This window comes from Bartonella capreoli (assembly GCF_902813205.1).
Taxonomy (GTDB): Bacteria; Pseudomonadota; Alphaproteobacteria; order Rhizobiales; family Rhizobiaceae; genus Bartonella; species Bartonella schoenbuchensis.
Window position 1 is genome coordinate 1 of sequence record NZ_CADDZX010000011.1, and the last position, 13414, is coordinate 13414.

Genomic DNA, 13414 nt, shown 5'->3' on the forward strand with positions numbered 1-13414 from the left:
TCGTCACAATAACTGTAAGATCTCTGCAATGGCGCGGGGTGGAGCAGCCCGGTAGCTCGTCAGGCTCATAACCTGAAGGCCGCAGGTTCAAATCCTGCCCCCGCAACCAAAAAAATCTTGACAAAATTTGCACTCTCTCCAGAAAAACATCACTGTGGCAAATCAATAATTGCTTCTTATTGCTTTTGTGTGTTTTGCTTTAAAAGTTTTTGTATCTGCTGTAAAATATTCTTATCTGACCGTTTCTCTACAAGTTTCTTCTCTCTTCATAGTACAATACATAGTTCTTATGTTTGCACAGTTCTTATATGTCTGCCATGTCTTTATAAAAGGGGTGAGGGCTATATTGTCTTCTGTTGTTCCTTTATATTTACTACAGACGGGTAAATGGGTGTATCTGTCTCGTTTAAATGTCTAGGGTGTATAAATGATAAGGCACAAAGCGTCTGTTCTTATTCCTGTATGATTATTGTAAAAGATGTTGTTACAGTGCTCGATAATCTGTTTAAGCTCAAGGGCAGAAAGGTTATATGGGCATTTTGTAAAAAGGAATGATTATGATGTCGCTTGTGAGTGTTGGTATAGGTATGTTGATAGGTACTCAACTTAAACTCAGTGGTGTTTCTTTAGTTTTTTAAAAGTGTCATACGTTTTGCAAAGAATCCTTTTGTATTGTCGTTTATCCCTTTGGTTATCCTGCATATTACACTAGAATAATAAAAACACTTGTGAAAAAAGGCAAAAGGCTTTCTTGTCAGATCTTACTTACTTCTGACAGCTGCAACATGGCTAAACTAACGCTTAAGTAATGTATATAGTTACTCTGTTTTTAGCTAATTCATGCTTGTATCATGAAAAAATAAAGGGGGTAGGTTCAACTCTTGGCTAATGATAAAGTCTATAAAAAATTTATGAGTTGGTAGGTGTTTTAAGTATGTACTTATCCATCTTTCGAAATGCTAGAGGTAATTGTTTCTTCTTTTAAGAAAGAAAGCTGCTATGGGTTAGCAGCTTTCTTGTTATGATGATCAATTATGACCCATTGCAGCAGTGCTTTTTAAGCAAAGCTTTTAAGTAGGCAGCAATATTTACGGCTTTTGGCACCATAATAGCCACATACAGTCGCAATGACAGCGCCGATAAGGCTACCTAAAAAGCTCCACCACCCAATTGTAGAAGCTGTTCCAATAGCTTTGTCTGCAAAGCTTTGAACGTTCTTTGCTGTTTCTTCAAGATGATGAGAAAGTGTGTCGACTTGTTGGTTGAAATTTTTGATTGCCTGTTCAGTTTTTACCCGTGCTTCTTGATAAAGAGTGATTGCACGATCTGCAGTGTGTTCAGCTTCAGCCTGGGTCATGCCATTGCTCGTAAGAGCGCGGATGACATCACTGCGATCAATATTATCTGTAATCGTTTCAAGGCGGCTAGATAAACGATTTCCTAGCTTCTTAAGATAGACAGAATAACCAGTAGGATTATGCATCAAAGCTGTGATGACAGACTGTATATCATCTAAACTCTCTCTATAAACGCTATTCAAACGTTCAGGGTTAAGAGCTGGAATATTACTTTCGTTAAGTACTGTTCGTAAATCTTTGCCTAGTTTGTCAAAATCAATTTTATGGCTGTTTTTATCACTCAACAGTTTGTTAAAATAATCATAATCTGAAGATGAGAAGAGGGTACCGATCCCTTTTCCTAGGCTAGAAATAGCGTTTTTGGAGCTAGATGCAACGCTTGAGAGCGTTTGAGCCCCCATGTGTGCTGCTCCGGAAACGAACAGAGTTGTCTGAAGTGTTATAAGAAGCATGAGAAGAGCCCAGGTTAAGAAGCCATGTGCTGCTCCTGTTTGCTTTGCAAAATATCCAGCAACAAAGCCCCCAATAGCAAGACTAAGAAACATCACAATAATGGAACCGATGCCAACAGACATCAAAACTCCTCCAAAAGGTGCAGAAGAATAGAGGTCAATTTGTCCTAAACCTAAAGCTGCGAGCAAAAAAGAAAAGCAAATTGAAGTAGCAATAGCCGTAATCAGTCCTGCAAAAAGAGCTGACCAAGAAAGAGGCCTATGAAATAGTGGACGCTGAAGTTCCACAATTTTTTCTCCATGAAAATGTGGATTTAATGATGTGTCTGTTGGAATGCGCGTTTCCATTTGTTTATCTCCTTCTATGAGTATTGATATACAACGCATGATCTGCGTCTATGTTTCAATCTAGGGAGATATTGATAGAAGGAAAGGGTACGCCTGATGATGCCAGGTCTTTAGAGAGCTATATCCGTTTTAAATAAACCTTGAAAATAAAGCGTCTCATTGCCATGATCATTTATAATAATCTATTTACTAAAGGGATAATGATGTGATGATCTTTAAGGAGTAGTACAGTGTTATAGCGGTGTAATGGGGCTTCTTATTGTGATTTTTAGGTGCGAGAAATTTTGTAAGATGAGCTCTTGTGAATGGTTGTACTGTTCTTGCCTGTAAAGATAATGAGGGCATATTATAGTATTTATGGTGTGCTAGGAATATATTATTATTTTCTTTATTGGCGGCCGCATTGAGCAATTTTTGTTATGTCCGCTTTGTGGGGTTATAAATAAATTGCTGATGCTGATCAAAGTTATAGAACAATAAACGATGATATTGTTCTTATCTTTTTTGAGCATATTTGATACTTTTGCTGATAGAGCAGATAAGAATTACACTGTTTTGGAAAGAGTGCTCACAATGGTCCAAACGTGATAAGAATACACGTTAGAAATAAAAAAGCTCTATTAATGGTGTTTATTTATTTGAGACAAAACGCTTAGTAAGTACTAGTGTTACAGGCTATAAAAAGAACAATTAAGGGGGAAAGAAAGGCTCAAAAATAGTGTTCCTTAATAGAGAGAAGAACTAGTAATTAGGAGTAAGTAATGCATGGCGAAATATGTAAAACTTAGTAACTTAGCTTATCGCCATTACAATTTTGACCTAAACTTACGGAACTGAATGGCAAAAATAACATCAATATATTTGAGATTGTTAAAACTATTTTTGCTTGTTCAATGGAATTCAGTGGCAAAAAATTATATGTGAAAGATTTTTTTTGAACAACACTCTACCTTATTAGAATGATATGCGATGTTCATACTAAGAATAGTTTGATAAATTTTTAGTTATTGGCTTTGATATATAAGTGTTTCAAAAATATTTTGAATCTATCAATATAGCTGGTTAAACAACTGAAGTTGTTTATTTTTTCCAAAGTTTGATTTATTGCGATATATGGGAATATGTTTCTTATGCCAAGTTTAATTATACTGTATAATAATTTTTTATAGAAAAAATGTAACAAATAAAAAGCCTTGTCAGAAACAAGGCTTTTTAGTGATTAAGTTATACAACATACAAGAAATTAGAATTTATAAGATACTCCAGCACGAAAATCATTAGTCTTGTAATGAAGTTCAAAGCTATCTTTAGCAAATTTCTTTTTTCCGAAATCCGAATAACGATACTCTGCACGCAAAATAATATCATCGGTCATTGCAAAATCAATACCCGCACCAAAAGTATAACCGATCATTGTTTTTGTTTCATCCGACATATTATTAAGCTCTTTGTCATGTGTTGCTGTGCTTGATAGTGATAGAATATTTTGGAACTGTCCATAAGCAACACCACCAGCGATATAAGGCATAATACGATCAGCAGCAAAACCGATACGTATCCGTGTGGCACCTGTCCATTTTTGGTTTAAAGTATACTTAAATGTTATGATAGTTTTTTCTGCCTCTTCTATATCAATTGTATTTTCTCTTAATTGGACATCTCTTCTAGACAGTCGATATTGGCTATTCTCATGATTCGGTATTAAGTTACTTTCTTCTGGCATATTATCGTCTGTAGATGGGGGGGTAATTACGATAGTGTTTGTATTTTTTCGTGCAGATAGAATTATATCCGTATCAATGCTTAGGATAAGACCATTACTGAGATCAACATTGGAACCTGCATAAAAACCACCTATGAAACCAGAAAGTTTAGGCAAAAATTTTTCATTAACTGGAACCCATTTTTTAGGTCTACCACTCTTATCAGGAAGTAAGGGAATATCATTATCATGACTCATCGCGGAAATCTTACTTGAGAAACCACCAACTTGTCCCCCAATATAAAAACCATTCCAAGAAAAAGTAGGTGGTCTAACAATTGGTGAAACACCCATTTTATAATTTTCTTTAAAAACTATACTATCTGCTGCTTGTACTAAAGAAATTGCAGCTAAAGTGAAAATAGATGTAGCTATTAAACATTTTGTATTCATAGTTTTCTCCAAAGGTAATATTTAAATACGTAATGTTATTTTTACATCAAAAAATTTACAAAATGTTGATTTTTTCTTTGTCTTAAAAACAATGCTTTACAATGTATTTCGAAGTTTTTTATGCAAGATAAGCTTATATGTGCTTATTTTCGGTTTTTTATATAAATAATCAAAACGATTTTAACAATATATCACTTTATTTTTAATTTCTTTAAGAGGAAGTACAATAACACACTCTTTCAGTTTAGGCAGCATTCCTCCAATATCATTGATGCAGACATCAAGTCATTTTATTTGGATTGTTATTCTTACTCTTCCTCCAGCTTCTGACTCAGCAATGCTTAATGTTATAAATAGCTGTAATATGAAAAGATTGTCCTGTTTTCTTTCGTGTATAAATACAAGCTGCCAAAAGGAGGAAAAGATCTTTTGTGGATAAATTGATGGCTATTCTTAATGCACTCAGAAATATAAGTATCATAACATAATAACTGGATTAACCATTTCCGGGAAAGATATAAAGCGTATAACTTGTGCTTCATCTGGAGGTGAGAAGAAGCTTGAAGTTTTAAATGTTTTGTTCACGGAACGGCATAAGTAATGTCTTCTACTACCCTTAATATTTCTTGTTTTTTATGTTGTAGATAAAACTTCCCACTTTACAATAATATTATAAGTAAAATTACTCCTAAACTTTTAGAATTCTTCATTAGCCTAAAACAAATATAAATATTTGCCAACACGAATGAGCACAAGGATCATATCATTGCTGAGTTAACTTAAAGGCAGAACAACTTAAATGTTTAACGATCTTATAGACTGTTTAGTTTAATCCAAGTAGCAAAAATATTAGAATTAGAGCCTAAAGATTTACTAGTTATTTTTACATTTATTATTGGGTTTATTCTTGTATTCCAAGAGGGTTTTTATTATCGTTATTAAAGTAAAAGTAATAAAAAAATTAATGGATTGTAATCCGCATCTTAAATATCCAGTGGAATAGAAAAGACCGTTTTTAGCGCAAAAATCACAGCCAAAGGATTAGTATGCTTGAGGGAGTAAATTCAAAGACAGTGCGCATATTAAAAAGATATCAATTAAAGCACGACCCTTTTCAATACACGCGTTTTTTACGCCACAAGTAAGGTGTATCCAAAATTAAGGAAAATAATAATGGAAACTCCCTTCATAGCAAAAGTAGCGCAAAAATATAATTTATCAGAACAAGAATTTCGTGAAGCACTCTTCAAAACATGTATCAATTTCAATATTTCTGAGGAAGATCTTCTTCTCTTTGTTTATCTTGCCGATGAGCATGGATTAAACCCTCTAAACAAAGAAATATATGCTGTTCCTAAAAAAAATGGCATCATCCCAGTTGCTACTGCCGCTGGGTGGATCAAGATGATTAAGTCAAGTCCTAACCTCTATGATATAAAACTTCAAAAAAACACCGATATGAAGATAATCTGCTTTCTATTACATGCGCTATGTATTTGAAAGGCATTAAAATATCCAATAAGAATATCCGAATATTTAAAAGAATGCGAACAGGATACAGAATATTGGCGGAAATATCCTGCTCGCATGTTGCAGAATGAAGCAATTAAACAGTGTGCACGTCTTGCCCTCGATTCTGTTGGTCATTTTTTTATGAAGAAGATGAAGCTTTTTATAAAGAAGAAGGTGTAGCTGATCGTATTCACGAGATCATTTGCCACAAATGAGGCTAATTATAATCTCCAAAACGAGAGGGTATCTGTTGAATTGCTTGTGTAAATCAAAGAGTTAATGAAACAAATACAAACAGAATGGTTTCACGCTCATTTAGGAAAATTTACAGCTTCAAACATTGACAGCTTTGTAGGTAAAATAGCTAAAGATTTGCCGACAAGTAAATATGAAGAGTACAAATTCAGATTTATTACGAAATGCTTAGAAAGTAAAACAGTATCATTTTATGAAATGCCAGCTATAAAATGGGGAAATAAACGCAAAGAGAGGGTAATTAAAAAGTACAGCCTCGAACGTGAGATTACTGTCACCCGATGCGGATTTATTCCCCATCCAACAATTGAAATGGCAGGTGCTATTCCTGACGGTCTCATTGGGGATGGAGGCCTTATAAAGGTCAAATATTCTCAACCAACAACGCATGTACGTTTTTTGTTAGATAGTAAAATCAAGCCTGAATATATCTTACAAATGCAATTCCAAATGGCTTGCACAGGGCGAAAATGGTGTGATTTTGTCAGTATAATCCTTGGCTTAAAGACCAACACACTCATTTGTGTATAAAGATTCAACGCGTCTCACGCGATGATGAACAAATTGAACGTATCAATAAAGCTGTCAAAACATTTTTAGAAGAAATAAAACAAGAAATGCAAATCTTTATACAAGCTGCTTAATGCTATGGGGGCGCTCTTTTACTTATATGTCTTCTTGAGCGCTCCCACCATCCGTTTATGTAATATAAAAAAGAGAGAGGCAACGAGATGATATTTAATGATGGCGATAGATATGTCACAACACGTAAATATACATAGTTTTTCAACGTATCAACAACAAGTTCGAATTAGGGTAATGAAAAAGCTTTTCCCGAACCACATAAACTAAGGTAGAGTAGTTAGGAACAATTTAGGTAAAGTTATATAAACCGCAAAAGATAGACTAAAAGACGGTCTAAAAATTATCAAATTAAATAAAAATCTATATATTCCGATATATTAAAGACAAAAATGGTGCCCAGAAGAGGACTCGAACCTCCACACCTTGCAGTACAGGTACCTGAAACCTGCGCGTCTACCAATTCCGCCATCTGGGCAATAGAATTTATCTAAGCTTGAGAAGTAACTCTGTCAATGATCATTAGTTTACTAAAAATATTAGAGTTAAAGTGCTTATCTCTATAAACTATAATTATAATGATTTAAGGCGTAATGATTTTTTTTGATAAAATTGTTGAATCAAAATTGAAGTCATAAACAATAGGGACACCGGTCGCTAATTCTTGAGATACGATTTCTTCATTGCTTAGACCTTCAAGTGCCATAATAAGAGCACGAAGAGAATTACCATGTGCTACAATTAAAACAGTTTGGGAGCGCAAAATATGGGGCTGGATATGGTGAAAATAATAAGGCCAGACACGTGCACCTGTATCACGCAGGCTTTCTCCATTAGGTGGCGCAATGGCATAAGAACGGCGCCATATATGCACTTGTTCTTTTCCCCATTTTTGACAAGCATCATCTTTATTTAAGCCGGATAAATCACCATAATCGCGCTCATTCAATGCTGAATTTTTTATCAATTGCAAATCTGTTTGTTCTGTTTGTTCTAAAATATGCTGAGCAGTTTTTTGTGCACGCTGTAAGGCTGATGTATAAGCAACATCAAATTTTAAGCCGGATTCTTTTAATTTTTTTCCTGCTTTTATTGCTTCTGCGTGGCCTTTTTCTGTCAAATCTGGGTCTTTCCAACCCGTGAAAAGATTTTTAAGGTTCCATTCACTTTGCCCATGACGGATTAATACGAGTGTACGTCCCATTATAAATTTCCTGCAGTTGATTAATTAACGTTAATCGTTCAGGTTTAAAACATCCAGCATTGAATAAAGGCCATTTTTATGATTTTTTGCCCACAGAGCTGCTTTTAATGCACCGTTGGCAAAAATAGAACGTTCTTGTGCTGAATGTGAAAGAATAATGTGTTCATTTGGACCTGCAAAAATAACACTATGGTCCCCGACAACTGTTCCACCCCGTAAACAGGCAAAACCAATGGTGCCTTTTTTGCGTGCGCCTGTAGAGCTTTTGCGTTCGCTGACATAGACATCTTGGAACTGAACATTGCGGCCTTCTGCTGCTGCATTTCCAAGAAGAAGAGCTGTTCCAGAAGGAGCATCAACTTTGCCAGAATGATGCATTTCAGAAATTTCAATATCAAATTCTTCAGATGTTAATGTTTTAGCTGCTTTCTTTACAAGGTTAGCCAAAAGATTAATTCCAAGGCTCATATTTCCAGATTTGACAATGGTTGTGTGCATCGCAGAAGTTGCAATTTGTGCCTCTTCTTCTTTGGTAAATCCTGTTGTTCCTATAATATGAACAATACCTTTTTGGGCGGCATAATCAGCATAGATAATAGTGGCTTGTGGCTGGGAAAAGTCTAAAATACCTTCAGCGTCAGAAAAGGCTTTTTCAGGATCATCAGTGATTGGAATTCCAAGAAGATTTGAACCAATCAATACGCTGGTGTCTTTCCCTACAAAAGATGATCCTTTGCGCACAAGCACACCACAAAGTTCTACGCCTTTTCTATGTTGGAGAGCTGTAATTAACGCACGCCCCATTCTCCCATTGGCACCAACAACTGCAAGGCGCATGTTTTTCTCCTTGTAACACTTTACTTCTTAATTATAGGCAAATTCTTTTCTTTTTGCCAACTATTCTTTTCCATATAAAGCTAAATTTAGCATATTTAAGCTGATGGCTTGTTTATGTAAAATTTGGTCAGCAATATATTTTTTATCATTATAGCAATAAATACATGCAAATGTATGTAAAGTATTTTTAAAAGTATATTTTAATTTTTGTGTATTTCAATATAATAAATAATAACTTTCTCTTAAATGTATATTAATTGTAAAATTAAATACACTTTTTGTTTACCTATATGTAAATTATTTCAATAATATTATTGCTAGCTGTTATATGAGCAAAGTTGAATACTTGCTTTGAGATTAATAATATGCAGGGATTTTTTTATAATTTAATAAAAATTCTAATTAAGATCACTACTTATTGGTTAATATAAGAATAGTTCTAAAAATTACAGTATTTATTGACAAATCAGAAGTCCAGATCAACGTAATGGGAACTGGGCGTAATTCCACGGATCCGATCATTTAAAAGAGGGCGAAAAGAAGGTCGAGATTTGATCCGCATATACCATTCTTGAATAGGAGGAAATTGCTCCCAATCAATTTCTCCCAAAAAATCAAGTATAGAGATAGAGGCTGCAGCTGCCAAATCTGCATAGGACAGCATAGGCCCAGCTAACCAATCACGAGATGTGCAAAGCCAATTCAAGTAATTCATATGTGGTGGAATATTAGCACGTGCATTGCGTAGAATTTGCGAATTAGGAGATCCACCACCAATAGCTAACGGCATTTCACGTTTATAAATTCGCTCTCGCACGATATGACGCGTAACTTCATTTTCAAGTTTGTTTAAAAACCAATCATTAAGACGGCGTACTTCGGCGCGTTCTAAAGGGTTTGTTGGGAAAAATTGTTTATCTGGTCGTAAACTACCACGGGTTTCATCTAAATATTCATAAATCACAGATGCACCCGATAATGGTATTTCATGTTCAGCAAGGAAAACGGGCAAATGTCCCGCTGGATTAAGTGCAAGAAACTCAGGTTTTCTTGCCCATTCATTTTCTTCAATAAGGTGGGTTGCTATACCATATTCTTCGAGAATAAGACGTATGAAACGAGAGGCAGAAGATAGGGGATGATGAAAAAGTGTGAGCATAATTTATGTGCTTAAATAGAGTCGATAGATATTTGAGATAACAGGATTTTTATAAAGATGCTTTGTTGAAAGAACAAGATCATTAGTAATTGCTAATAGTTATGTTTAATAATCTCTTAATGAAGATGTTATCTTATTGCGTAACTGCTTGCAAAATAGCTGCACGCAACTCTTCTAACCCCAAAGCTTTTTGTGAAGAGGTAATTAGCAGATCTGGATAAGCAGCTGGATGTTTTAAAATATTTTTTTTTGTAGCAGTTACTAAGGTTTCAAGTGCATTTGGTTTGATTTTATCACTTTTTGTTAAAACAATTTGATAAGAAACTGCTGCTTTATCCAGAAGATCTAAGACATCTGTATCATTTTTTTTTATTCCATGACGTGAGTCAATTAAAACATAAGCACGTTTGAGCGTTGTACGACCCCGTAAATAATCAAAGATCAGACGTGTCCACGCTTCAACACAATTTGGGGGAGCTTTGGCAAAACCATAACCCGGCATATCGACAAGTGCTATAGGGGGAAAATCTTCTTTCTGATCACTTAAGCCTTCAGGTATAAAGTAATTAAGCTCCTGAGTACGTCCTGGTGTATTTGAAGTGCGTGCTAAACCTTTTTGCTGCACCAATGCATTGATTAGAGACGATTTTCCAACGTTAGAGCGTCCTACAAATGCAATTTCTGGGGGACCTTCAGGTGGAAGATATTGTATTGTAGGCACACTGCGAATGAAAATCCAATTACGAAAAAAAATCCCAGAAGTTGTAGGACGTTTTGTCATTTATGTCTTTCTTTTTTAGATTTTTTATGGAACATAGCTTTAAGATTATCAAAAAGCTCAATTTTCACGCCTTGACGTTTCATCATGATGCCTTGTTGAATAATTGACAATGTATTATTCCATGCCCAATAAATAACAAGACCAGCAGGGAAGGAAGCTAACATAAAGGTAAAAATGACAGGCATCCATGTGAAAATCATAGCTTGTGTTGGGTCTGGGGGAGTTGGGTTCATATGCATCTGTAGAAACATTGTTATCCCCATGATTAAAGGCCATGCACCAAGAATAAGAAATGTTGGCACTTCATAGGGTAATAAGCCAAATAGGTTAAAAATAGACGTTGGATCAGGTGCTGCTAAATCTTGAATCCAGCCAAAGAAAGGTGCATGTCGCATTTCAATGGTAATATAAAGAACCTTATAAAGAGCAAAAAATATTGGAAATTGAACTAGCATTGGCCAACAGCCCGCAAGGGGATTAATTTTTTGAGTTTTGTACAATTCTATCACTGCTTGTTGTTGTTTAACTCGGTCATCTGCATATTTTTCTTTTATTTCTTGCATCATTGGTTGCACTAACTTCATGCGTGCCATAGACTTATAAGATTTGTTAGCAAGTGGGAACAGAAGTACTTTCAGAAGCACTGTAACAAGAAGAATGGCAATACCAAAATTTCCTGTTTGCTTATAAAAAATATCAATAAGAGCGAACATTGGTTTGGTGATGAAATTAAACCAACCCCAATCAATTAAAAGACCAAATTTTCTAATCTTTAATTGGTTTTGATAACGGTTAATGATCTCAACTTGTTTTGCACCCGCAAAGAGATGATTTGTAATAGTTTTTGTTTCATTGGGGGCAACTGTTAAAAGAGCACTTTGTAAGTCGGATTGATAGTGGGTATTTAGTTGATTAAAATAAATAAAACGACTTGTATACTCTTGATCTTGTGGAGGAATAACCACTACAGCCCAATATTTATCAGTAATACCAACCCAACCTCCTGTAACTTTAGAGAAGATCATGCTTTTCTGACCATTTTCAGGATTTGGATTGAGCTCTTCTAAATTTTTATATGTTTCTGTTTTGAGTGAATCACCTGCGATACCAATCATACCTTCATGGAGCAAATAAGTTGCATTTGTATGTTCTGGTGGAGCGGCACGTGCAACTCGGGCATAAGGCGAAAGATGTACAGGATTGTCACTTTCATTTTTGATAGAATCTTCAATGGTAAACATGTAATGATTATCGATTGAAAGAGTACGACGGAAAATTTGTCCTTGTCCATTATCATAAATTAAAGTGACAGGTGTTGAAGGGGTTAAAGTTGTATTTTCACCTTCTATTTGCCATTGTGTATGAGATTGTGGCAATGCTGTTGCTGGTAGAAATGAACTCGTAAAACCAAATTCAGCAAGATAGGTTGTATTAAATCCGTTGGGATTGAGTAAAGCAATTTCCGGTGATCCCTTATCTACAGTTAAGCGATATTTTCTAAGGAAAAGGTCATCAAATTGTGCACCAACAAGATTAATAGAACCTTCCAATTCATCAGTTTTAATTGCAATACGATTTGTTTTGGACAATTCTGCACTACGATTTTCAGGTGTCATAGGGCGATCAGATATAGATCCCGATCCACTTGTTTGACCAGCATCAGAGAAATGCATATCAGCTGAGGGAAGTTCTGAATTTTGTTTTGACAATTGTTGTGCCATTGTTTGCATTTCTTGTAGTTTTGCTTGTTGGGGAGCAACATAAAAAAAATGCCATGCAACAAAAATAACAAGAGACAATCCAATGGCGATAAAAAAATTACGATTATATTCCATTTGTACTTATCCTATTGCCGTTGCTGTTTTTTAATTTTTGGCTTTATTCGTCGGTTTAATTCATTGATCAGAAATGAAAACGGTGCGTGCAGTGCATCGGGATGAGCAACAATGACATAATCGGTTCCTGCTTCTATATTATCTTTTAGTCCAACTCGAACTGCTTCACGTAGACGCCTTTTAATGCGATTACGTTTGACGGCATTGCCATTTTTACGCGTTACAGTAAAGCCTATACGTGCAACAAGAGGATGTTTTATTTCTGCTGTTTGTTCGCGGGGTTTTATTTCAAGTAGAAATAGAGGACCACGTCGTTTTTCTCCTGTGCGTACAGCCAAAAAATCTGCTCTTTTACGAATGCGGCAGGGATGTTTTTGCTTCATGAAAGACGTTTCGTAGCTTTACTACCTGCCTGCTTTTACAGAAAAAACAGGCATCAAAGGTTCATAACGAAAAAATAACTAACGACATTCAGTCTGTTATAAAAATTCAAAGAATCAAGCAGATAACCGCTTCCGTCCGCGATTACGCCGAGCTGAAATGATTTTACGCCCACTAGCGGTTGCCATACGGGCACGGAATCCATGGCGGCGTTTACGAACAAGTTTAGAGGGTTGATAAGTACGTTTCATTTATTCAAATACCGTTATGCGGCCCTTCTTAGTTCTATAGCACAATAATATGCTCGATGAATAATTCTATTCCATCATAATTCTAAGGTAAATGCTACCCTATAAGTAAAAGCATAAAAAAGTCAATCTTAGATTTTGTGTTTTAAAAAGATGCAAGAAGTTTATTGACTTAAGCAATATATTTATTATTCGAGTAGTTAATAAAAAAGGCCACGCAGATGCGCAGCCTTTTTCATGTAAAAACTCTATGGAATTAATTACGGAACAATAATAAGATATTCTGACTACCTTGATTTGCAATAGA

General features: G+C 35.3%; 10 protein-coding genes, 2 tRNA genes and 1 pseudogene. 3 read left to right on the forward strand and 10 right to left on the reverse strand.

The window, feature by feature from the left end; translation table 11 throughout:
- The first annotated feature begins 32 nt into the window (after positions 1-32).
- Positions 33-109: transfer RNA gene (locus J7R05_RS06325), tRNA-Met, on the forward strand.
- Between the two features lie 948 nt (positions 110-1057).
- Here J7R05_RS06325 and J7R05_RS06330 read toward each other — a convergent pair.
- Both J7R05_RS06330 and J7R05_RS06335 read right to left on the reverse strand, forming a co-directional pair.
- Positions 1058-2158: a YrzE family protein gene (locus J7R05_RS06330; protein WP_208541657.1), complete on the reverse strand. Its 1101-nt coding sequence runs from the start codon at positions 2156-2158 to the stop codon at positions 1058-1060.
- Positions 2159-3401: 1243 nt separating this feature from the next.
- Positions 3402-4313: an outer membrane protein gene (locus tag J7R05_RS06335; protein WP_208541658.1), complete on the reverse strand. Its 912-nt coding sequence runs from the start codon at positions 4311-4313 to the stop codon at positions 3402-3404.
- A 1173-nt stretch (positions 4314-5486) separates the two neighbouring features.
- On the opposite strand from J7R05_RS06335, the gene J7R05_RS06340 reads away from it, so the two are divergent.
- Together J7R05_RS06340 and J7R05_RS06345 are read left to right on the forward strand one after the other, a co-directional pair.
- A complete protein-coding gene (locus tag J7R05_RS06340) occupies positions 5487-5813 on the forward strand; it encodes a recombinase RecT (RefSeq protein WP_208541659.1) in 327 nt (108 codons plus the stop codon).
- 291 nt (positions 5814-6104) lie between these two features.
- Positions 6105-6724 (forward strand): annotated as a pseudogene (locus J7R05_RS06345) (lambda exonuclease family protein).
- A 331-nt stretch (positions 6725-7055) separates the two neighbouring features.
- On the opposite strand, the gene J7R05_RS06350 reads toward J7R05_RS06345, so the two are convergent.
- The 8 genes from J7R05_RS06350 to rpmH form a co-directional block, all read right to left on the reverse strand.
- Positions 7056-7140: transfer RNA gene (locus tag J7R05_RS06350), tRNA-Leu, on the reverse strand.
- Between the two features lie 105 nt (positions 7141-7245).
- The gene (locus J7R05_RS06355) at positions 7246-7866 is read right to left on the reverse strand and encodes a 2,3-bisphosphoglycerate-dependent phosphoglycerate mutase (RefSeq protein ID WP_208541660.1); all 621 of its coding nucleotides are present in this window, start codon (positions 7864-7866) and stop codon (positions 7246-7248) included.
- Between the two features lie 30 nt (positions 7867-7896).
- Positions 7897-8703, reverse strand: a complete 807-nt coding sequence (dapB, locus tag J7R05_RS06360) for a 4-hydroxy-tetrahydrodipicolinate reductase (protein WP_208541661.1) — start codon at positions 8701-8703, stop codon at positions 7897-7899.
- 466 nt (positions 8704-9169) lie between these two features.
- Positions 9170-9862 carry a glutathione S-transferase family protein gene (locus J7R05_RS06365; RefSeq protein ID WP_208541662.1) on the reverse strand — a complete coding sequence of 231 codons (693 nt, stop codon included), beginning with the start codon at positions 9860-9862 and terminating at the stop codon, positions 9170-9172.
- 133 nt (positions 9863-9995) lie between these two features.
- Positions 9996-10643: a ribosome biogenesis GTP-binding protein YihA/YsxC gene (gene yihA, locus J7R05_RS06370; RefSeq protein ID WP_208541663.1), complete on the reverse strand. Its 648-nt coding sequence runs from the start codon at positions 10641-10643 to the stop codon at positions 9996-9998.
- A complete protein-coding gene (gene yidC / locus J7R05_RS06375; protein WP_208541664.1) occupies positions 10640-12478 on the reverse strand; it encodes a membrane protein insertase YidC in 1839 nt (612 codons plus the stop codon). Before yidC ends, yihA begins: the two co-directional genes overlap by 4 nt.
- Before the next feature lie 11 nt (positions 12479-12489).
- Entirely contained in the window at positions 12490-12861 is a 372-nt protein-coding gene (gene rnpA, locus J7R05_RS06380) for a ribonuclease P protein component (protein ID WP_208541665.1), read from the reverse strand.
- Between the two features lie 114 nt (positions 12862-12975).
- The gene (rpmH, locus tag J7R05_RS06385) at positions 12976-13110 is read right to left on the reverse strand and encodes a 50S ribosomal protein L34 (RefSeq protein WP_007476702.1); all 135 of its coding nucleotides are present in this window, start codon (positions 13108-13110) and stop codon (positions 12976-12978) included.
- Positions 13111-13414: the final 304 nt, after the last annotated feature.

Coding starts and splice junctions, on each gene's coding strand:
- J7R05_RS06340 (WP_208541659.1), top strand. CDS start 5,487: ATGGAAACTCCCTTCATAGCAAAAGTAGCGCAAAAATATAATTTATCA.
- J7R05_RS06355 (WP_208541660.1), bottom strand. CDS start 7,866: ATGGGACGTACACTCGTATTAATCCGTCATGGGCAAAGTGAATGGAAC.
- rpmH (WP_007476702.1), bottom strand. CDS start 13,110: ATGAAACGTACTTATCAACCCTCTAAACTTGTTCGTAAACGCCGCCAT.
- yidC (WP_208541664.1), bottom strand. CDS start 12,478: ATGGAATATAATCGTAATTTTTTTATCGCCATTGGATTGTCTCTTGTT.
- dapB (WP_208541661.1), bottom strand. CDS start 8,703: ATGCGCCTTGCAGTTGTTGGTGCCAATGGGAGAATGGGGCGTGCGTTA.
- J7R05_RS06330 (WP_208541657.1), bottom strand. CDS start 2,158: ATGGAAACGCGCATTCCAACAGACACATCATTAAATCCACATTTTCAT.
- rnpA (WP_208541665.1), bottom strand. CDS start 12,861: ATGAAGCAAAAACATCCCTGCCGCATTCGTAAAAGAGCAGATTTTTTG.
- J7R05_RS06365 (WP_208541662.1), bottom strand. CDS start 9,862: ATGCTCACACTTTTTCATCATCCCCTATCTTCTGCCTCTCGTTTCATA.
- J7R05_RS06335 (WP_208541658.1), bottom strand. CDS start 4,313: ATGAATACAAAATGTTTAATAGCTACATCTATTTTCACTTTAGCTGCA.
- yihA (WP_208541663.1), bottom strand. CDS start 10,643: ATGACAAAACGTCCTACAACTTCTGGGATTTTTTTTCGTAATTGGATT.